General features: G+C 68.9%; 16 protein-coding genes. 2 read left to right on the top strand and 14 right to left on the bottom strand.

Translation table 11 applies throughout. The features are described 5' to 3' along the window. Nucleotides 1–72 precede the first annotated feature (72 nt). The 8 genes from D3230_RS03830 to D3230_RS03865 all read right to left on the bottom strand — a co-directional run bounded on the left by D3230_RS03830 (nucleotide 73) and on the right by D3230_RS03865 (nucleotide 10,231). Nucleotides 73–1,212, bottom strand: coding sequence for a glycerate kinase (locus tag D3230_RS03830; RefSeq protein WP_202343712.1), 1,140 nt, complete (start codon nucleotides 1,210–1,212; stop codon nucleotides 73–75). Between the two features lie 8 nt (nucleotides 1,213–1,220). Next, nucleotides 1,221–3,020, bottom strand: coding sequence for a glyoxylate carboligase (gene gcl, locus D3230_RS03835; protein ID WP_202343713.1), 1,800 nt, complete (start codon nucleotides 3,018–3,020; stop codon nucleotides 1,221–1,223). Nucleotides 3,021–3,168: 148 nt separating this feature from the next. Next, complete coding sequence (locus D3230_RS03840) at nucleotides 3,169–4,044, bottom strand: 2-hydroxy-3-oxopropionate reductase (protein ID WP_202343714.1); 876 nt, start codon at nucleotides 4,042–4,044, stop codon at nucleotides 3,169–3,171. A gap of 62 nt (nucleotides 4,045–4,106) precedes the next feature. After that, complete coding sequence (locus D3230_RS03845) at nucleotides 4,107–4,886, bottom strand: hydroxypyruvate isomerase family protein (RefSeq protein WP_202343715.1); 780 nt, start codon at nucleotides 4,884–4,886, stop codon at nucleotides 4,107–4,109. Between the two features lie 180 nt (nucleotides 4,887–5,066). Next, a complete protein-coding gene (locus D3230_RS03850; RefSeq protein WP_202343716.1) occupies nucleotides 5,067–5,882 on the bottom strand; it encodes a bifunctional allantoicase/(S)-ureidoglycine aminohydrolase in 816 nt (271 codons plus the stop codon). A gap of 37 nt (nucleotides 5,883–5,919) precedes the next feature. Then, nucleotides 5,920–7,203, bottom strand: coding sequence for a DUF6986 family protein (locus D3230_RS03855; RefSeq protein WP_202343717.1), 1,284 nt, complete (start codon nucleotides 7,201–7,203; stop codon nucleotides 5,920–5,922). After that, on the bottom strand, nucleotides 7,200–8,810 hold the full coding sequence (gene aceB / locus D3230_RS03860) for a malate synthase A (RefSeq protein WP_202343718.1): 1,611 nt from the start codon (nucleotides 8,808–8,810) through the stop codon (nucleotides 7,200–7,202). Before aceB ends, D3230_RS03855 begins: the two co-directional genes overlap by 4 nt. A gap of 23 nt (nucleotides 8,811–8,833) precedes the next feature. Beyond that, the gene (locus D3230_RS03865) at nucleotides 8,834–10,231 is read right to left on the bottom strand and encodes an NAD-dependent malic enzyme (protein ID WP_202343719.1); all 1,398 of its coding nucleotides are present in this window, start codon (nucleotides 10,229–10,231) and stop codon (nucleotides 8,834–8,836) included. Nucleotides 10,232–10,515: 284 nt separating this feature from the next. Here D3230_RS03865 and D3230_RS03870 point away from each other — a divergent pair, with 284 nt between their 5' ends. Beyond that, complete coding sequence (locus tag D3230_RS03870; RefSeq protein WP_337249075.1) at nucleotides 10,516–11,250, top strand: IclR family transcriptional regulator; 735 nt, start codon at nucleotides 10,516–10,518, stop codon at nucleotides 11,248–11,250. 21 nt (nucleotides 11,251–11,271) lie between these two features. Further along, nucleotides 11,272–12,450: an MFS transporter gene (locus D3230_RS03875; protein ID WP_202343720.1), complete on the top strand. Its 1,179-nt coding sequence runs from the start codon at nucleotides 11,272–11,274 to the stop codon at nucleotides 12,448–12,450. A gap of 165 nt (nucleotides 12,451–12,615) precedes the next feature. Here D3230_RS03875 and aceE read toward each other — a convergent pair whose 3' ends face one another. The 6 genes from aceE to D3230_RS03905 all read right to left on the bottom strand — a co-directional run bounded on the left by aceE (nucleotide 12,616) and on the right by D3230_RS03905 (nucleotide 19,534). Then, the gene (gene aceE, locus D3230_RS03880; protein WP_202344061.1) at nucleotides 12,616–15,345 is read right to left on the bottom strand and encodes a pyruvate dehydrogenase (acetyl-transferring), homodimeric type; all 2,730 of its coding nucleotides are present in this window, start codon (nucleotides 15,343–15,345) and stop codon (nucleotides 12,616–12,618) included. Nucleotides 15,346–15,460: 115 nt separating this feature from the next. Next, complete coding sequence (locus D3230_RS03885; protein WP_420029012.1) at nucleotides 15,461–17,038, bottom strand: nucleobase:cation symporter-2 family protein; 1,578 nt, start codon at nucleotides 17,036–17,038, stop codon at nucleotides 15,461–15,463. Nucleotides 17,039–17,123: 85 nt separating this feature from the next. Then, nucleotides 17,124–18,029 carry a factor-independent urate hydroxylase gene (gene pucL, locus D3230_RS03890; RefSeq protein WP_202343722.1) on the bottom strand — a complete coding sequence of 302 codons (906 nt, stop codon included), beginning with the start codon at nucleotides 18,027–18,029 and terminating at the stop codon, nucleotides 17,124–17,126. A 6-nt stretch (nucleotides 18,030–18,035) separates the two neighbouring features. Continuing rightward, complete coding sequence (gene uraH, locus D3230_RS03895) at nucleotides 18,036–18,362, bottom strand: hydroxyisourate hydrolase (protein ID WP_202343723.1); 327 nt, start codon at nucleotides 18,360–18,362, stop codon at nucleotides 18,036–18,038. Beyond that, a complete protein-coding gene (gene uraD, locus D3230_RS03900; protein WP_202343724.1) occupies nucleotides 18,359–18,853 on the bottom strand; it encodes a 2-oxo-4-hydroxy-4-carboxy-5-ureidoimidazoline decarboxylase in 495 nt (164 codons plus the stop codon). Before uraD ends, uraH begins: the two co-directional genes overlap by 4 nt. 201 nt (nucleotides 18,854–19,054) lie before the next feature. Next, nucleotides 19,055–19,534, bottom strand: coding sequence for a peroxiredoxin (locus tag D3230_RS03905; RefSeq protein ID WP_420029015.1), 480 nt, complete (start codon nucleotides 19,532–19,534; stop codon nucleotides 19,055–19,057). Nucleotides 19,535–19,567 lie beyond the last annotated feature (33 nt).

A 19,567-nucleotide genomic window follows, 5' to 3' on the forward strand; every position in this document is an offset into this window, starting at 1 on the left:
CTCCAGTTCTTTCGGGTTGTTTCGTGGGGCGCAGGTGAACTCGGCCCCGGGGCGACAGCGATGTCGGTGAGGTCAGTGCGGGCGCGGTGTCGCGAGGTGCGTCCGCGCAATCTCGCTCCCGATACGTTCAAGATACTCTGCGGCGTCGCGCATGCTGGCGGCCGCATCGGGGGCGTAGTCTGCGACGGCGTAGCAAGCGGAGAACCCCGCCTCCCGCCACTCCGTCTCGCTCAGGGTGGTGCGCCCGCACACGGCGATCACGGGCAGCCGGTGAGCTGCGGCGGCGCGGGCCACCCCGACCGGGGTTTTCCCGGCGAGGCTCTGATGGTCGAGTGATCCCTCGCCCGTGATGACCAGCTCGGCTTGCGGGATCGCCTGGTCGAGTCCGGTCAGGGCGATGACCACGTCCGTGCCCGGTCGCTGTTCCGCCGTGAGCACCGCGAGCGCGGCGTAGCCGACGCCCCCCGCGGCTCCGGCACCCGGGGCGGCGGCGAAGCGCGCACTGCCCGGCAGCACCTCATCGAGTCGGGACACGAGCGTCTCGAGCCCGGCCTCCAGGGTGGCCACGTCCGCGGGGGAGGCACCCTTCTGCGGCCCAAACACGGCCGCGGCCCCGTGCTCACCGAGGAGTTCGTGCGAGACGTCGTTGGCGACCACGAACGCGGTGTCCGCGAGCCGGGGATCGAGGCCGGAGAGGTCGACGCGCGCGAGCTCCGTGAGCGGCCCGCCACCCGGGGCGAGCGGCGTGCCGTCGGCGCGCGTGAAGCGCGCCCCCAGCGCCTGGAGCATTCCGGCACCGCCGTCGGTGGACGCGCTGCCACCGATCGCGAGCGAGATGCGGCGCGCGCCGAGATCGAGCGCCGCGAGGATGCACTCGCCGGTTCCCTGCGAGGAAGCGGCGAGTGCATCACGGCGGGCCTCGGGAACCAGCGCAAGCCCGGAGGCCAGCGCCATTTCCACAACGGCCTCGTCCTCACGCACGCCGATGTGCGCGATGACAGGGTCCCCCAGCGGGCCGCTCACAGGAACGGCGTGCGCGGTGAACCCGCCCTCGACGGCGGCATCGAGGGTCCCCTCGCCGCCGTCCGCCATGGGCACCGCCACCACCGCGACGGCATCGTTCACGGTCGCGACGCCGCGGGCGATGGCCTCGCAGACCTCCGCGGCGGTCAGAGAACCTTTGAACTTGTCGGGGGCGATGACGATGCGCATGGCTGATCCTAACGCGCGGCTTCGGCGGGCTGCTTGAGCGGAATCGTGGCGGTCGGTGCGTCCTCAGGGCCCTCGGCGAGGTCCTCGAACTCGTTGATCGCGTCGATTCCGGCGCCGCTCATGGCGATGTTCGTGATGCGCTCGAGAATCACCTCGACGACGACGGGGACCTGGAACTCCTGCATCAGGTCCTTCGCCCGCTGCAGGGACAGCGCGAGATCGTCGGCCTCCCGCACCCGGATCGCCTTGCAGCCGAGACCCTCGGCGACCTTGACGTGGTCCACGCCGTAGCCCTCGGTTTCGGGGCTATTGATGTTGTCGAAGGCGAGCGAGACGTGGTAATCCATCTCGAAACCGCGCTGCGCCTGGCGGATCAGGCCGAGGTAGGAGTTGTTCACCACGATGTGGATGTACGGCAGCTTGAACTGCGCGCCCACCGCGAGCTCCTCGATCATGAACTGGAAGTCGTAGTCGCCGGAGAGCGCGACCACCGGCGTCTTCGGGTCGGCGGCGACGACGCCGAGCGCCGCGGGCAGCGTCCAGCCGAGCGGGCCGGCCTGGCCGCAGTTGATCCAGTGCCGCGGCTTGTACACGTGCAGCATCTGCGCGCCCGCGATCTGGGAGAGGCCGATCGTGGTGACGTAGCGCGTATCGCGGCTGAAGGCCCGGTTCATCTCCTGGTAGACGCGCTGCGGCTTGATCGGGACGTTGTCGAAGTTCGTCTTGCGCTGCAGCGAGCCCTTCCGCTCCTGCGTCTCTGCGACCCACGCGGAGCGGTCCGGGAGCGTGCCCTGCGCCTTGCGCTCGGTCGCCGTCGCGAGGAGGCCGGCGATCGCGGCACCGGCGTCGGACACGATGCCGAGATCCGGCGCGAACACGCGGCCGATCTGGGTCGGCTCGATGTCGATGTGGACGAACTTGCGGCCCTTCGTGTACACGTCGAGCGTGCCGGTGTGGCGGTTGGCCCAGCGGTTGCCGAGGCCGATCACGAGGTCGCTCGCGAGGAGGTTCTCGTTGCCGTAGCGGTGCTGCGTCTGCAGCCCCACCATGCCGGCCATCAGCTCGTGGTCGTCGGGGATCGTGCCCCAGCCCATGAGCGTCGGGATGACGGGGACGTTCAGCGTCTCGGCGAGCGCGACGAAGTCTTCCGCGGCGTCCGCGTTGATGATGCCGCCGCCCGCAACGATCACGGGGCGCTCGGCGGCGTCGAGCAGCGCGAACACGCTGTCGATCTGGGCCTGGCTCGCGGTGGGCTTGGCGATCGGGAGCGGCTCGTAGAGGTCGATGTCGAACTCGATCTGGGTCTGCTGCACGTCGATCGGGAGGTCGATCAGGACGGGGCCCGGGCGGCCGGAACGCATCAGGTAGAACGCCTGCTGGAAGACGCCGGGGACCTGGCCGGCCTCGAGCACGGTCTTTGCCATCTTCGTGACCGGCTTCGCGATCGATGCGATATCGACGGCCTGGAAGTCTTCCTTGTCGAGCTTGGCGACGGGCGCCTGGCCGGTGATGCAGAGGATCGGGATGGAGTCGGCCGCGGCCGAGTAGAGGCCCGTGATCATGTCGGTGCCCGCGGGGCCCGAGGTGCCGATGCAGATGCCGATGTTGCCGGGCTCGGCGCGCGTGTAGCCCTCGGCCATGTGCGAGGCCCCCTCCACGTGGCGGGCGAGGACGTGCGAGATGCCGCCGTGCGCGCGCATCGCGGAGTAGAACGGGTTGATGGCGGCACCGGGCAAGCCGAATGCTTGGGTGGCGCCTTCCTTTTCGAGAATCAGAACTGCCGCGTCGACGGCGCGCATGAGAGCCATGGTGGTCCCTTCGTTGGGAAGATGAGGAGGGTCGGGTGTGCGCCTGCGTGGCGCGCGAGAGAAGTGCCGGAGCCGGTGCGCGGACTTGTGTGAGTAAGAACCCCGCGTAGCGTGGGGGCGCACCGGTTCCGGAGTTGAGGGCGGCGGGTTACTTGCCGGAGAGCTCGGTGGTGAGCTTGAAGAGTCCGGAGTGGTCGAGGCCGCCGTCGCCGCGGGCGACGAGTGCGGACACGAGCTGTGCCACGGCCGCGCCGAGCGGCACGACCACGCCGGCCTCGCGTGCGGCGGAGGTGACGATCCCGAGGTCCTTGTTGTGCAGGGCCAGTCGGAACCCGGGGTCGAAGTTGCGGTCCAGCATCTTCTGGCCCTTCTGATCGAGCACCTTCGAGCCGGCGAGGCCGCCGCCGAGCACGGTGAGTGCTGCCGCGGTGTCGACGCCGTAGGCCTCGAGGAAGGTGATCGCCTCACCCAGCGCCTGGATGTTGACGGCAACGATGAGCTGGTTGGCGGCCTTGACGGTCTGCCCGGCACCCGAGGGGCCGACGTGCACGATCGTCTTCCCGACGGCGTCGAAGACCGGACCGGCCTCGGCGAAGTCGGCGGCGTCGCCGCCGACCATGATGGAGAGCACCCCGTCGATCGCGCCGGGCTCGCCGCCGGAGACGGGGGCGTCGAGCGGGCGCAGGCCCGCGGCGCGCGCGTCCTCGGCGAGGCGGGCCGCGACGTCGGGGCGGATCGAGGAGAAGTCGATCCACAGGGCACCCGGCTTCACGTTCTGGAAGACCCCGTCGTCTCCGGTGACGACGGCCTCGACGTCCGGGGAGTCCGGGACCATGGTGATGACGATCTCGGCGTTCTCGACCGCGTCGGCGACCGTGGCGGCGCCGGTGCCGCCGGCAGCGACGAGCTGCTCAACCTTCTGCTTCGAGCGGTTGAACCCGGTGACGTGGTGGCCGGCGGCGACAAGGTTCTTGGCCATGGGAAGTCCCATGATTCCGAGGCCGATGAATGCGATGTTCGACATGGAAGTCCTTTCTGTGGGCTGCAGCGCTGTGCGTGCAGTGATGCGGTGCGGCGGAGCGGGGCTCAGCCGAAGGTGGACAGCCAGGCGAACGGGTCGTCCTGGGAGGCCTTGTACTCGAGTCCGATGTGGCCGGCGTAGCCGAGCTCCTGGCTGCGGGCGATCCACTGCGCGAGCGGCAGCTCGCCGGTGCCCGGCTCGTTGCGCCCGGGGCTGTCGGCGATCTGGATGTGGCCGAAGTCTGCCGCGTGGGCCTCGATGACGGCGGCGACGTCGTCGCCGTTGACGGCGAGGTGGTAGAAGTCGGCGAGCAGCTTGATGTTGCTCTGGCCGGCCCGCGCGATCACGTCGAGCGCGTCCTGGGCGGTCTTCAGCGGGTACGCCGGGGTGCCCGAGACCGGCTCCAGCAGCACGGTGCCGCCGATCTTCGCGACGCCCTCGGCCGCGGCGACGAGGTTCTTGAGCCCGAGCTCGTCCTGCGCCTCGGGGGTGAAGTCGTCGAGGCGGTTGCCGTAGAGGGCGTTGAAGGCGCGGGTGCCGAGGCGCTCGCCGATGCCGACGACGACGTCGATGTTGTCCTTGAACTCGCCGCAGCGACCCTTCCAGGACACGAGGCCGCGGTCGCCGGCGGGCATGTCACCCGCGAAGAAGTTCAGGCCGGTGAGCTGAACGCCGGCGTCCTCGATGGCGCGGACGAAGCGGTCGACCTCGGCGTCGGCGGGGACGGCCTCGGCGAACGGCCACCAGAACTCGACCGCGTCGAAGCCCGCGGCCTTGGCGGCGGCCGGGCGCTCGAGCAGGGGGAGATCCGTCAGCAGGATCGAGGCGTTGACGGTGTACGGCATTGGACAACCTCAGCTTTCGAAGCGTTCGTGAGAAATTTCACTTTGCGGAAAAGTAATTCTGGTGTGTGAAATTAGAGTAGGCATTTCGGGGGTGGCTGTCAACCCGGGAAACCGGGGTGTCGTCCGGGGACGACGAAGGGCCGTGCCAGCGGTGACGCTGACACGGCCCTGTTCCGAAAATTACAGTGTGATCTGGCGATTCACATCCTTGTAGAGCAGGTACCGGAACTTCCCGGGACCGCCCGCGTAGCAGGCCTGCGGGCAGAACGCGCGCAGCGAGAAGTAGTCTCCGGCCTGGAGTTCCACCCAGTCGTCGTTCAAGCGGTACACGGCGTTGCCCTCGAGCACGTAGATGCCGTGCTCCATCACGTGGGTTTCGAGGAACGGGATCTTCGCACCCGGCTCAAAGGTCACGACGGTGACGTGGAAGTCGTAGGCGAGATCCTCGGGGTCGAAGAACCGCGTGGTCGCCCACTTCCCGTCGGTATCCGGCATGGCACCGGGCACGATGTCCTGCTCCTGGCCGACGAGCGGCTTCGGGGTGAGGCCCGCCACCGGCTCGGCACGCTTGCGGAACCAGTGGAACTGGCCCGCAACCTCGCCCGTGTTGCGCAGCGCCCACGGGGTGCCCGCGGGAATGAACGCGTAGCCGCCTCCGGTGAGCTGGTGCGTGGCCCCGTCGAGGGTGAGGGTGAACGTGCCGTCGAGCACGAAAATGAATCCCGCGACCTCGGCCTGAGGCTCGGGGTGGTCGGATCCGCCGCCCGGGGCAACCTCGAGGATGGCCTGCGCGAAGGTGGTCGCGCCGCCCGCGACGGGCCGGTTCAGGATCCACGCCCGAGTCTGCTCCCACTCGGGGTAGAAGCTCGTGACGATGTCTCGCATCACGGAGCCCGGGATCACGGTGTACGCGTTCTTCACGATCGCGGCCGAGCCCAGCGAATCACTCTGCGGGGGCATGCCGGCGGCGACGGTGGCGTAGCTGGGTGTGGTCATGCGTTCTCTTCTTTCTGAGGCGCGTCTGCGCGCCGTCTCATCGGGACTGTCGGGTGGGGTACGCGATCGCGAGCAGCTCCTGCTCCGTGATACCCACGCGCTCGTCGAGCTCCGCGGGGCTGACCGCGCCGGCCTGGAGGCCGCGCGCGAGGAACGCCGCGAGCGGCCGCGCGGTCGCGGGCTCGTCGAGGAAGCCGTCGGTGTTCTGCTGTACATAGTTCCGGAGGCGGGTCGCGATCTGGTCGACGCCGGTGCGGAAGAACGTGTAGGTCGCGACGAAGCGGCTCGGCAGGTGCGCGGTGTGCAGGTCCCACCCCTGATAGTAGGCGCGCTCGAGCGAGCGCCGCACGAGCCGCGCGTGGAGCTGCCAGGTGGCCTCCAGCAGCGCGGGATCGTTGCTGGTCGGGACGACGTTCGTGGAGCCGTCCGAGAGTCGCACGCCGGTGCCCGCAACGGCGACCTGCATGACCTCCTTCGCGAAGTCCGCGGCCGGGTGCTCCATGGACTGGAACGCCGCCGACACCCCCACGGACGCGGAGTAGTCGTACGTGCCGTAGTGCAGGCCCGTAATGCGCCCGTCCCCGGCGTGCAGCAGCTGGGCCACCGGGATCGTTCCGTCCTGCGCGATGATCACCTGGGGCGTCTCGATCTGGACCTCGAAGGTGAGCCGGCCCGGGGCGAGATCGAGCGCGGTCTCGAGCTGGGCAAGGAGCGCGACCATCACCTCGACCTGCGCCACCGTCGTGACCTTCGGGAGGGTCAGGATGAGGCCCTCGGGGAGCGCCCCGTTCGTTTCACGCACGAGCGTGGTGACAAACAGGTCGAGTGTGCGGATCCCGCGCTCCCGCGTGTCGGCCTCGAAGCACTTGAACCGAATCCCGACGAACGGCGGCGCGGTGCCCGCGGCGATGTCCTGCGCGAGCTCGGTGGCCGCCGCGACGACCGCCGCGTCCTCAGCGTCATCGCCCTGATCCCCGAAGCCGTCTTCGAAGTCGATGCGGAGATCCTCGATGGCCTCCGTCGCGAGCTTCGCGCTCACGCGCTCCGCGATGATCTCGCGCTCCGCCTCCGGGACCTCGAGCGCGGCGACGAGGCGCTCGATCCCCCCGAACGCGGTGACCGCCGCCTGGGCGTCCGCGCCCCACTGCTGGGCGAGCCCGGCGCGATACTTCTGGCCGGGGACGTAGACGGTGTGCACGGGCTGGCGAGCGCCGGTGTCACCCGGGTAACTGTGCGCCAGCAGCGCGTCGGTGTCCGCGAGCGCCGTGGCCGCCGTCGCGAGCTGAGCGTCGGAGAGTGTCGATCGAAGTTCGGTGGTCATGCATCCTCACTCTGGGTTAGGAGATCGTAGGCGGGCAGGGTCAAGAAGTCCGTGTACTCGGGGCTGAGCACAATATCCCGGATCAGATCGCCCGCGGGTGCGTAGTAGCGTTCGAAGAAGTCGGCGGGAACCTCGCCGCGGAGCTGCTCGAGTTCCTCCGCGAGCACCTCGGTGACGAGGGCCTCGGTGACGGTCTCGCCGGTCTCCAGCACGGTCCCATTGCGGAGCTGCTGCCACACCTGGGAGCGGGAGATCTCGGCGGTGGCCGCATCCTCCATCAAGCCGTGGATCTGCACCGCCCCGTTGCCGCTCAGCCACACCGCGACGTAGGCGACCGAGACGTAGAGGTTCGTGCGCAAGCCCTCCAGCGTCGCCGTGCCGGTGAGCGAGGCGATGTCCAGCAGCTCGGCCGCCGACACGGACACGTCCGGCCGCTGACGGTCGATCTGGTTGGGGCGATCTCCGAGCACCCCGTCGAACACCTCCTGGCAGACCGCCACGAGGTCCGGGTGCGCGACCCAGGAGCCGTCGAAGCCGTCGTTCGCCTCGCGGGTCTTGTCGTCGCGCACCTTCTGGAGCGCGACGCGTGCGGCCTCGGGATCGTGGCGGCTCGGGACGATCGCGGCCATGCCGCCCATCGCGAAGGCACCGCGCTGGTGGCAGGTCTGCACGAGCAGCTCCGTGTAGGCCCGCATGAATGGCGCCGTCATCGACACCTGCGCGCGGTTCGGGAGCTCGAACGCGGTGCCGGCATCCCGGAAGTTCTTGATGATGCTGAAGAGGTAATCCCAGCGCCCCGCGTTCAATCCCACCGCGTGCTCGCCGAGCTCGTACAGCATCTCGTGCATCTCGAAGGCCGCCGTGATGGTCTCGATCAGCATGGTGGCGCGCACGGTGCCCGGGGCGATGCCGAGCTGGCGCTCCGCGAAGCTGAACACCTCGTGCCACAGGCGGGCCTCCCGGTGATTCTCCATCTTCGGAAGATAGTAGTACGGCCCGCGACCTGCCCGGGAGAGCGGCGCCGCGGTGTGGAAGAAGTGCAGGCCGAAGTCGACGAGGGCGCCGACGGCGGGCTTCCCGTTCACGGTGACATGCACCTCGGGGAGGTGCCAGCCCCGGGGCCGCGCGACGACGAGGGCGAGCGGGGCGTCCTCGCGGAGCCGGTACTCCTTCCCCTCCGGGGAGGTGTACCTGAGCGTGCCGTGCGCGGCGTCGGTGAGGTTCGTGATCGCGTCGATCACGTTGTGCCACGACGGCGTCGCGGCGTCCTCGAGATCCGCAAGCCAGACCTTGGCGCCGGAGTTCAGCGCGTTGATCGCCATTTTGGCGGGCGTCGCCGGGCCGGTGATCTCGACTCGGCGGTCTCTGAGGGCCTCGGGGGGCTCGGGAACCGTCCAGGTGCCCTCGCGGACGGCCCGGGTCTCCGGAAGGAAATCGAGCACGGGGTTCTGGGCGAGCTGTTCCCGGCGCCGGGTGCGTTCCGCGAGCAGCTCGGGCACCCGGTCAGCGAAGCGCTCGTGCAGCGCCTCGACGAAGGCGAGCGCTTCGGGCGTGAGGATCTCCGCGGCGCGGGCCGTGGGGGTCAGCTGGGTGACGGTGATGGTCATCGGTACTCCTCTCCGGTCGCGGGCTAGCTGGTCTGCGCGGCGCGCTGGGCGACCTCGACGATGGCGTTTGCCACGTCGCGGGCGACATCGCCGTCGAACACGCTCGGGATGATGTAGCTGGAGTTCAGCTCGTCATCAGAGACGTTTGCGCTGATCGCGGTCGCGGCGGCGACGAGCATGTCGTTGGAGACGTCCGCGACGCCCGCGTCGAGCAGGCCGCGGAACACACCGGGGAAGGCGAGCACGTTGTTGATCTGGTTCGGGAAGTCGCTGCGACCGGTGGCCACCACGGCAGCGTGCTTCGCGGCCAGCGCGGGATCGATCTCGGGGTCGGGGTTCGCGAGCGCGAACACGATGGCCTGATCCGCCATGGCGGCGACGTCGGCCTCGGTGAGCACGTCCGGCGCGGAGACGCCGATGAACACGTCGGCCCCCTTCACCGCGTCGGCGAGCGACCCCGTGAGGTTCTCCGGGTTCGTGTGCTCCGCGATCCACTTGCGGTGCGGATCCGTGTGCTCGTGATCCCGCGCCACGATCCCCGCGCGGCCCGCGGCGACGATGTGCGTGACCCCGGAGGCCTGCAGGAGCTGGATGATCGCGTTGCCCGCGGCGCCGACGCCGGAGATCGCGACCTTGATCTCGCCGATCTGCTTGCCGACGATGCGCAGCGCGTTGTTGAGCGCGGCCAGGACCACGATGGCGGTGCCGTGCTGGTCGTCATGGAAGACCGGGATGTCGAGTTCTTCGCGGAGGCGGGCCTCGATCTCGAAGCAGCGGGGAGCGGCGATGTCCTCGAGGTTCACGCCGCCGTACACCGGGGCGAGGGCCTTGACGATCTTGACGATCTCGTCGCTGTCCTGGGTGTCCAGGCACACCGGCCACGCGTCGACGTTGGCGAACTGCTTGAACAGTGCGGCCTTGCCCTCCATGACGGGGAGCGCGCCCTCGGGGCCGATGTTGCCGAGGCCGAGTACGGCCGAGCCGTCCGTGACGACCGCGATCGTGTTGCGCTTCACGGTGAGTTTGCGGGCGAGGCTCTTGTCCTCGGCGATGGCCTTCGAGACGCGGGCGACACCGGGAGTGTAGGCGCGCGAGAGGTCATCGCGGTTGCGCAGCTCGAGCTTCGGGACGACCTCGAGCTTGCCGCCGAGGTGCATGAGGAAGGTGCGGTCGCTCATGTGGTTCACGGTCACGCCCGCGAGCGTTTCGAGCGCGGCCTTGACCTCGTCGGCGTGCTCGGGGGACGAGGTGTTCGCGGTGAGGTCGAGCACCATGCGGTCGTGGTGTGACTCGACCACGTCAAGCGCGGTGATCTGGGCGCCGGCGTTGCCCGCGACCGAGACGATCTCGCTCGTGATGTTGTATCCGGCCGGTGCCGAGATACGAGCCGTCACTGAATACCCGGGGCTGGGAGCTGCCATGATGATCCTCCTCGATCAGAACAAACGTAGTGGTGGTGCATCACTCTAAAATTCCATAATACGGATAAACTATTTTGAAGTGTGGAATAATAGTAGGACGTGAGCGCGGGCCTCGCAAGCGCGGCACCGCTCAGGCGCTCCGTGTCCCGCCGCACCGCGCGCCCGAGGGGCTCGTGTGCGATGCGCGGGTTCACACAGCAGGGATTTCATGATTCAGTGGTTCAGTAAGGAGGTCGATTGTGGCGCAGTCACCGAAAACGCAATCAACGGCGTCGTCTGGAGGGGTGCAATCGGTCGAGCGCGCCTTCGACCTGTTGGAGACCCTCACCGACGCCGGCGGCACCCTGTCGCTGAGCGAGCTCGCGGAGCGCTGCGGGCTCCCCTTGCCCACCATCCACCGCCTGATCCGGACGCTGGCCGGGCGCGGCTACGTGCGGCAGCTTGAGGATCGCCGCTACTCCCTGGGGAGCCGGCTGATGCGCTTCGGCGACGGGGCGAGCACCCAGCTCGGGGTGTTCGCGCGGCCGCAGCTGGCCTCGCTCGTGCTCGCGCTCGGGGAATCCGCCAACATGGCCGTGCGCGAGGCCGACCAGGTGCTCTACATCGCCCAGGTCCCCTCGCAGCACACCATGCGGATGTTCACGGAGGTGGGCAAACGCGTCCCGATGCACAACACGGGGGTCGGAAAAGCGATCCTCGCGCAGCTCGACGAGCAGACGGTGCGCCGGATCATCGCGCAGACCGGGATGCCGCGGGCGACCTCGAAGAGCCTGGGCGACGTCGAGGAGCTCGTCACCCACCTCGAAATGATCCGGCAGCGCGGCTACGCCGTCGATGACAACGAGCAGGAGATCGGCGTGCGCTGCTATGCGGTCTCCGTGCCGAACTCCCCGTCGCCCATGGCGATCTCGGTGTCCGGGCCGACCTCGCGCGTCGACGAGGCGTTCGGGATGCGCGCGGTGCCGCTGCTGCAGCAGGTCGCGCAGACGATCGGCGATTCCTTTGTGGCACCGGCGTAAGCCGGACGGCCGCGTTTCCCCGTGACGCGCTCGCGGACGCAGGCGGCTCAGTATCCCGCGACGCCGCAGCTGCTCGGCCTGTGTGTGGTCGCGGCGCTGCTCGTGGTGGGACAGCTGTACGCGGCGCTGCCGCTCCGGGGGCCCGTCTCTGACGCGTTCGGGGCGGACGCGACCTTCGCGCTCGCCACCGTGTTCGGCGTGTGGTACGCCGCGGGCTTCCTGCTGTGGGGACCGCTCTCCGAGCAGTTTGGGCGCAAGCGGATGCTGCTCACCGGGCTTACGCTGCTCGTGGCCGCCACGGCGGCGTGCGCGTTCGCGCCGACGTTGCTCGCGCTGGGCGTCGCCCGCGGCGTTCAGGGGCTTGCGGCGGCCTGTTTCGCGCCGATCGTGCTCGCCTACCTCTCCGACGCGGCCCCGCCCCAGCGGCGGCCGCTCGCGATCAGCGTGATGGCGACCTCGTTTCTGCTCGCTGGGGTGTTTGGTCAGCTCACCGCCGCGGCGCTCCTGACGCGGCTCGCCTGGCCCGGCGTCTTCGGGGTGTCGACCGCGCTGCTCGCCGCCACCGTCGTCGCCATCGCACTCGGCATGCGTGATGTGCCGCCTGCCCACCGGCTCGAGACCTCGCTCGCGCGGCGCTTCCGGGACAGCCTCGCGCTGCTCGCGACGCCGCGGGTGCTCCTGATCTCGGGCGGCCATGTCACGCTCATGTGCGTCTTCACCGCGTTCTACGCGGCGCTTGCGCCGGTGCTCGAACCGCACGGCGGGGGTGAGACGGCCATGCTGTGGCTCCGGGTCGCGGCGGTCCCGGGAATGTTTGCCACGCTGCTCGTCGGTCCGCTCGCCGCCCGCCTCGGCGGGGTCGGCCGGGTCGCGCGGCTCGGCTGCCTCGTCTCGGCGGCGGCGCTCCTGGCGGCCCCGCTCGCGCTCGCTTCGCTCCCGCTGCTCGCCATCGCGGGCTGCGCGATGTGCGCGGGGGTGGCGCTGAGCCTGCCGTCCGGGGTCATGCTCTACGGGGATGCGTCACCCCATGCGCGAGGTATCGGCATGGCGCTCAACGGCTTCGTCCTGTTCCTCGGGGCGAGCCTCGGGCCGCTCACCGCGCTCCTCCCGGTGCCCGCCACGGCGCTGCTGTGCGGGCTCGCGGGCATCTCGCTCCTCGGCGCCGCGAGTCTCACGGTGCTGCTGCGCCGCACGCCGTAGCCGCCCGGCGCGCGCCCGGCGTCCCGTGCGGGCCACCCGCCCCACCCGCCCCACCCGAAACGAGGCAATTTATCTGGCGCGATGGATTCTCCCGCGAAAATTCCTCGGGCCAGATAAATTGCCTCGGTTGGGGTGAGGCCGGGCGGGGCCCGGTACCGCGCCGGGTTAGGCGTCGCCGCCGGCGTTGCCGGTGGTGCCCGCGGTCAGATCGTCCAGGCGGTACTTCCGCGCCGCCTCGGCGGGCAGCGCCGGATCGATCACGCCGTCGAGCGCGAGCGCCTCCAGGGTGCGCACCACGATCGACTCGATGTCCACGTGGAAGAAGCGCCGCGCCGCCGCACGGGTATCCGAGAAGCCGAACCCGTCGGTGCCGAGCGAGAGGAAACGCTGCGGGCTGTACGGGGCGATCTGATCCTGCACCTGGCGCATGAAGTCGCTCACCGCGATCACCGGCCCGCCGCTGCTCTCGCGCAGGCGCTTCGTGACGTACGGCTCGCGCGCGGGCTCGCCCCGGAGCACGCCCTCGTCCGCGTCCATCGCTTCGCGCCGCAGCTCGTTCCAGCTCGTCACCGACCACACGTCCGCGGCAACGTTCCAGTCCTCCGCGAGCAGCCGCTGCGCGGCGAGCGCCCACGGCACGGCGACCCCCGAGGCGAGGATCTGTGCCGGGAATGACCCACCGCTCGCCTGCGAGACCCGGTGCATGCCCGCGAGAATGCCCTCGGCGTCCACGTCGGCGGGCTCCGCCGGCTGGGCGATCGGCTCGTTGTAGACCGTGAGGTAGTACATCACGTTCGGGTCCGGGTGCGCGCCGCCGTACATGCGCTCGAAGCCGGCGGCCACGATGTGCGCGAGCTCGTAGCCGTACGCCGGATCGTAGCTCACGACCGCGGGGTTCGTGGAGGCGAGCAGCTGCGAGTGTCCGTCGCCGTGCTGCAGCCCTTCGCCCTGGAGCGTGGTCCGTCCAGCGGTGGCACCGATCACGAAGCCGCGGGCCATCTGATCGCCCGCCGCCCAGAACGCGTCGCCCGTGCGCTGGAAGCCGAACATCGAGTAGAACACGTACACCGGGATCAGGGGTTCGCCGTGGGTGGCGTAGGAGGTGCCCGCGGCGGTGAACGCGGCGACCGCTCCCGCTTCGTTGATGCCGACGTGCAGGATCTGTCCTGACGTTGACTCCTTATACGCGAGCAGCAGTTCGCGATCCACCGACATGTAGGTGTGCCCCTGCGGGTTGTAGATCTTCGCGGTCGGGAAGTAGGCGTCCATCCCGAAGGTCCGGGCCTCGTCCGGGATGATGGGCACTATGCGGTGGCCCATCTCCTTGTCGCGGAGGATCTCGCGCAGGATCCGGGCGAACGCCATGGTCGTCGCCGCCTGCTGCTGCCCGGAACCCTTCTTCGCGAGCTCGTAGGCCTTCGCGCCCGGCACGGGGATCTGCGTGTACTTCGACCGGCGCTCGGGAACGGCACCGCCGAGCGCGCGGCGGCGCTCCAACATGTACTCCAGTTCCGGCGAGCCCGGTTCGGGGCGGTAGTAGGGCGGCGCGTACACGTCCTCCGAGAGCGCGGAGTCCGGGATCGGGATCCGCAGCAGGTCGCGGAAGTCCATCAGATCCTTCGCGGTGAGCTTCTTCATCTGGTGCGAGGCCATCCGGCCTTCGAAGCTCGGGCCCAGCTTGTAGCCCTTCACGGTCTTTACGAGGATCACCGTGGGCTGACCCGTGTGCTCGCTCGCGGCCTTGAACGCCGAGTAGAGCTTGCGGTAGTCGTGACCGCCGCGCTTCAGGTTCCAGATCTCGTCGTCGCTGTGCCCCTCGACGAGCTTCGCGGTGCGCGGGTCGCGGCCAAAGAAGTGGTCGCGCACGAAGCCGCCGGACTCCGCCTTGTAGGTCTGGAAGTCCCCGTCGGGGGTGGCGTTCATGAGGTCAACGAGCGCGCGGTCGTGATCCCGCGCGAGCAGATCGTCCCACTCGCGGCCCCACAGCACCTTGATGACGTTCCAGCCGGCACCCCGGAAGAAGGCTTCGAGTTCCTGCACAATCTTGCCGTTGCCGCGGACCGGGCCGTCGAGGCGCTGCAGATTGCAGTTGATCACGAAGTTCAGGTTGTCGAGGCCGTCGTTCGCGGCGAGCTGGAGCAGGCCGCGCGACTCCGGCTCGTCCATCTCGCCGTCGCCGAGGAAGGCCCACACCTGCTGCTCGGAGGTGTCCTTCAGGCCGCGCGCGGCCAGGTAGCGGTTCGACTGGGCCTGGTAGATCGCGTTCATGGGGCCGATGCCCATGGAGACGGTCGGGTACTCCCAGTAGTCGGGGAGGAGCCGCGGGTGCGGGTAGCTGGGCAGGCCGCCGCCCGGGCGCGAGCGCTCCTGCCGGAAGGCGTCCAGCTGCGCCTCGCTGAGCCGGCCCTCGACGAACGACCGGGCGTACATGCCGGGGGAGGCGTGCCCCTGGAAGAAGACCTGATCGCCACCCGAGGGGTGGTCCTTGCCGCGGAAGAAGTGGTTGAAGCCGGTCTCGTAGATCGTGGCGGCCCCGGCGTAGGTGGCGATGTGCCCGCCCACGCCGATTTCGGGGCGCTGCGCGCGGTGCACCATGACGGCCGCGTTCCACCGGATCCACGCCCGGTAGCGCCGCTCGGCGGCCTCGTCGCCGGGATAGGCGGCGTCCGCGCTCGCGGGAATCGTATTCACGTAGTCCGTGGTGATGGCCCCGGGCGCCGCGGTTGCGGTTGATCCGGCGCGAGCGCCCAGCACCTCGAGGATGTGGCCTGCGCGCGCGGCGCCGCCGGACTGCAGGAGGCCCTCGAAGGACTCGAGCCACTCCGCGGTCTCTTCGGGGTCGCTGTCCCCGCGTGGGGTGCCGCCCGAGTTCGCGGGGAGAAGGCTCCGCTGCAGCTTCTCGCGGAATCGCTGTGGGGGGAAGTCGCCTGGGGCGTTCACGTCTGCTCTCTTTCTGCAAGGGAGCGGTGCAGGGCCGTGGGGCCCTGCACCGCTCCGAAGGGGGGTGCGACTACGGTTTCGTGCTCACATTGCCCGTGTCGGCGCGAACCTTGTCGACGGTGGGGATGTGGAGGGAGGAGGTGATGTCGCCGGTCTCGTCGACGCGCTGCACGAGAATCTCCTCGCCGTCCTTCGAGTAGAGCTTGCCGCCGATGAACGTGTCGCCGTCCTCGAGAGCGCGGATCTCGTCCTCGCGGACCATGCGGGGCGGGCTTGCGGCGAACGCATTCTTGTTGCGGGCGCGTTTGCCGATCTTCAGCTCGTTGAACAGGATGTTCAGGACGATGGCCATGAGCGCCGCCGAGGAAATCCCCGAGTGGAAGATCACCTCGAACCACGAGGGGAACTGGCTGTAAATGTCCGGCTTCACGATCGGGAGCATCCCGAACGCCAGGCTCGTCGCCACGATGATGAGGTTCATGTTGTCCTTGTAGGACACCTTGGACAGGGTGCGGATGCCCGAGGCGGCCACCGAGCCGAACAGCACGATCCCGGCCCCGCCGAGCACCTGCATCGGGATGGCCCCGGCCACACGCCCCATGATGGGCAGCACGCCGAGGATCAGCAGGATGAAGCCACCGGCGGTGACCACGAAGCGGCTGCGCACGCCGGTGATGGCGACGAGTCCCACGTTCTGCGCGAACGCCGACTGCGTAAAGGAGTTGAAGACCGGCGAGACCATGCTCGAGATCATGTCGGCGCGCAGGCCGTTGGCGATGCGCTTGGAGTCCACCTTCGAGCCGGTGATCTCGCCGACCGCGAGGATATCGGCCGCGGTCTCCGTGAGGATCACGAGCACCACGATGAACATCGAGATGGTGGAGGCGACGTGGAACTCGGGCCAGCCGAACGCGAACGGGGTGGGCAGGGCGAAGATATCGCCCTTCAGCACGCCGGAGAAGTCGGCGATGCCCATCGGGATCGCGACGATCGTGCCGATGACGAGGCCGACGAGCACGGCCAGGCGCGACAGCATGCCGCTCCCGAGCTTCGAGCAGACGATCACGATGAGGAGGGTGAGGCCCGCGAGGCCGATCCCCTTGACCGAACCGTAGTCGTCGGCCGACGCGTTGCCGCCCATAATCCAGTTGCCGGCCACCGGCATGAGGGTGAGGCCGATCGCGGTGATCACGATGCCGGTCACCACGGGCGGGAAGAACCGGATGATCTGCGCGAAGAACGGGGTGATGATGAACCCGAACACCGAGGCCAACAGCACGGCGCCGAAGATCTCGTTGATCGTGCCGCCGCCCGCGATGATCGCGGTCATCGTCGAGACGGAGGCGAATGAGACACCCTGCACCAGCGGAAGCTTCGACCCGAAGAACGGAATCCCCACGGTCTGCAAGATCGTGGCGAGGCCGCCGATAAACAGACAGCACGCGATCAGCATGCCGATCTGGTCGGGGGTGGCCCCCACGGCGCTGCCCACGATCAGCGGGGGCGCAATGATCCCGCCATACATGGTGAGCACGTGCTGCAGCCCGTACATGATCGTACGGGACAGCGGCAGGCGCTCGTTCTCCGGCTCCCCTTCGACATCAATGGTTCCCGGGAATCCGCGCTTGGTATTCGTACTGCGACTCACTGCTGACCTCCTCGTCGGCATGAATTTTTGGTGCAGGGTGTGAGTCCGGGTGGCTCCGTCGACCACCCGAACTCACGATGTGTGACTAGACGAAGGCGGGGACGCCCTTCCAGATCTTGTCCGTATCGCCGAGGCTCTCGCGGCGCAGCGTGCCCTCGATCTGGCCGTAGGGGCTGTGCGCCGCCCAGAACACCTCGTTGTCGTTTTCCATGCCGTAGGGCGTGAAGTCGACCACAAAGTGGTGCAGGTTCGGCATCGAGAACTTGATCTCGTCGATCTCGGGGTGGGCTTCGAGTACGGCCTTCCCCATGAGGTACTGCGTTTCCTGCAGCGCGCGCGAGTAGTGGTTGGTGAAGACCTCGAGCAGGATCTTCTTCACCGAGGCGTAGCTGGCGTTGAAGTCGACGTCGGTCGTGTTGTACAGCCAGCGGCCGGTCACGCTCGTCGCGAGGATCCGGTCCGTGGTCTCCTGCAGCGTCGTGTACTGGTCCACGGGGAAGCCGACGAAGCCGGACTGCGTGGTCTTGAGGACCGAGAGGTCTTCGAGGCCGGCGATGACGTACTGCTGGTCACCGTCGATCTTCACGACGGCGGTGCGGGTCTCGCCCCCGGAGCCGCCGCGGTAGAACGAGTGGTCGTGGCCCTCGCCGTTCACGGGGATCCGGTCCCACTCGACCTGGCGCGCGGCCCAGCGGCCGCCGGTGACCCACTCGAAATCGTCGACGTAGTGCTGGCCGAGCCGCAGCAAGAAGTCTTCGGGCGAGCCGACGCCGTCCTTGGCGAAGGCGAACACGGTGTTCTTCTGGGTGTCGGTCGGGACGACGTGCTCGTTGTTGCCGTCGTAGTACGCAGAGGCGAAGTCGCCGTGCAGCTGCGAGATGACGGTCAGATCCTCGATCGTGTGCCGATCGCCGTTCTTGGTGACCTTGACCAGGTGGTTCTCGGCCTTCCCGAACTGGTTATCACCGAGCACGATGTTGGTGTTGGACATATCTACTTAGCTCCCTCGATAGGTGGAATATGCAAACGGACTGAGAAGAATGGGGACGTGGTAGTGCAGTTCTTCGCTGCGGACGGTGAAGTCGATGGTGACCACCGGGTAGAACGCCGGTGTCTGGCTTGCGGCGAAGTACTCCGCGACCGCGAAGCGCAGTGCGTAGTGGCCGGCCGGGAGGGTTTCCGGGCCGAGGTCGGCGATGCGGCCGTCGCTGTCGGTGATGCCGGCGGCAATCGGGGTGCCGTCCCCGGTCTGCAGGGTGACGGCGATCCCGGCGGCCGGCCGGCCGAGCGACGCGTCGAGCACGTGGGTCGTGATCAGGCTCATGGTTCGAGGAGTCCTTCCAGTCGAAGTGCGGCGATTTGGCCCAGCTGTTCTGCGACCTCGGCGGCCTCGGCCTCCGGGGTGTTGGTGAGTCGACGCTGCAGTTCCGTCAGGATCTCCGCGGCGGATCGCCCCGCGGCGCGGATCAGGAACACGCGGCCGAACTGTTCCTCATACTGCCGGTTGCCGGCGAGGAGTTGAGACGCGGTCACGCTGTTGATTCCCGTACCCTGCTGCTCGCTGCGCGAGAACTTCGCCTCCTGCGATGCTCCCGCGGCCTGCTCGCCGATGCGGGGGTGCTGCGCCAGCGCCTGCTCGAGGTCGGCCGCGCTCCACGCGGCGACGGCGGCGTTCGCGGCGGCGACGGCGGCCGGAATCGAATCGTACGGGCGGCCTGCGACCACGGCATCTACCCAGATGTCGATGTCCACGCAGGGGCGGATGTACTGCCCGGCCTCAGCCTGGGAGAGCTGGTTAAACAGTGAAAGCAACATTGCTCGCCTTAATTCCACCTTGTGGAAGTAGATTTCCGTTTCTTGACCTTGAGCGTAGTCACAAGGGTGGGGGAACCACAAGTCTGAAAAGCTCTGGTTTCCCCGAAGATTGCGCCCGGCCCCCGGGGCTGGGTGCGGGGTCGAGGGGTCGCCAAGACGCCCGCGCGCAGTGGGTGCGCGCGGGCGTGGGGTCGAGTGTGGTTATACGCCGAGTTGTTCCCGGAGGCGCAGGACGTGCCCCTCGGGGTTGACGCGGTATTCGGCGTGCGTGACACGCCCGTCGGCGTCGAGCACGAAGGTGCTGCGGAGCGCGCCGGTGATGGTCTGGCCGTTGATCTCCTTCTCGCCCCACGAGCCCCAGGCCTGGGCCGCGGCGTGCCCGGGATCGCTGAGGAGCGTGTAGGTGAGGGCGTGTTCCTCGGCGAAGCGCGCGAGCGTCTCGGGGTCGTCACCCGACACGGCGTACACCGTGTATCCGGCGGCGCTGAGCGCGCCCAGGTTGTCCCGGAAGTCGCAGGCCTCGGTGGTGCATCCCGGCGTGAACGCGGCCGGGTAGAAGTACACGACGGCGGGGCTGCCGAGCAGGCTCGCGAGATCGCGCGTGGTGCCCTCGGTGGTCGTGAAGGAGACCGCGGGGGGCAGGTCTCCGGGCTGAAGTTCAGGGTGTGGCGTCGACACGATGGCCCTCCTCCGCCCGACTGCGGGCGACGTTGT

Origin of the sequence: Leucobacter chromiireducens subsp. solipictus, assembly GCF_016758195.1 — a bacterium.
GTDB lineage: Bacteria > Actinomycetota > Actinomycetes > Actinomycetales > Microbacteriaceae > Leucobacter > Leucobacter solipictus.

What these genes read in the sequence shown, in the direction of transcription:
- D3230_RS03830 (WP_202343712.1), bottom strand. Translation starts at nt 1,212, where the DNA reads ATGCGCATCGTCATCGCCCCCGACAAGTTCAAAGGTTCTCTGACCGCC.
- gcl (WP_202343713.1), bottom strand. Translation starts at nt 3,020, where the DNA reads ATGGCTCTCATGCGCGCCGTCGACGCGGCAGTTCTGATTCTCGAAAAG.
- D3230_RS03840 (WP_202343714.1), bottom strand. Translation starts at nt 4,044, where the DNA reads ATGTCGAACATCGCATTCATCGGCCTCGGAATCATGGGACTTCCCATG.
- D3230_RS03845 (WP_202343715.1), bottom strand. Translation starts at nt 4,886, where the DNA reads ATGCCGTACACCGTCAACGCCTCGATCCTGCTGACGGATCTCCCCCTG.
- D3230_RS03850 (WP_202343716.1), bottom strand. Translation starts at nt 5,882, where the DNA reads ATGACCACACCCAGCTACGCCACCGTCGCCGCCGGCATGCCCCCGCAG.
- D3230_RS03855 (WP_202343717.1), bottom strand. Translation starts at nt 7,203, where the DNA reads ATGACCACCGAACTTCGATCGACACTCTCCGACGCTCAGCTCGCGACG.
- aceB (WP_202343718.1), bottom strand. Translation starts at nt 8,810, where the DNA reads ATGACCATCACCGTCACCCAGCTGACCCCCACGGCCCGCGCCGCGGAG.
- D3230_RS03865 (WP_202343719.1), bottom strand. Translation starts at nt 10,231, where the DNA reads ATGGCAGCTCCCAGCCCCGGGTATTCAGTGACGGCTCGTATCTCGGCA.
- pucL (WP_202343722.1), bottom strand. Translation starts at nt 18,029, where the DNA reads ATGTCCAACACCAACATCGTGCTCGGTGATAACCAGTTCGGGAAGGCC.
- uraH (WP_202343723.1), bottom strand. Translation starts at nt 18,362, where the DNA reads ATGAGCCTGATCACGACCCACGTGCTCGACGCGTCGCTCGGCCGGCCG.
- uraD (WP_202343724.1), bottom strand. Translation starts at nt 18,853, where the DNA reads ATGTTGCTTTCACTGTTTAACCAGCTCTCCCAGGCTGAGGCCGGGCAG.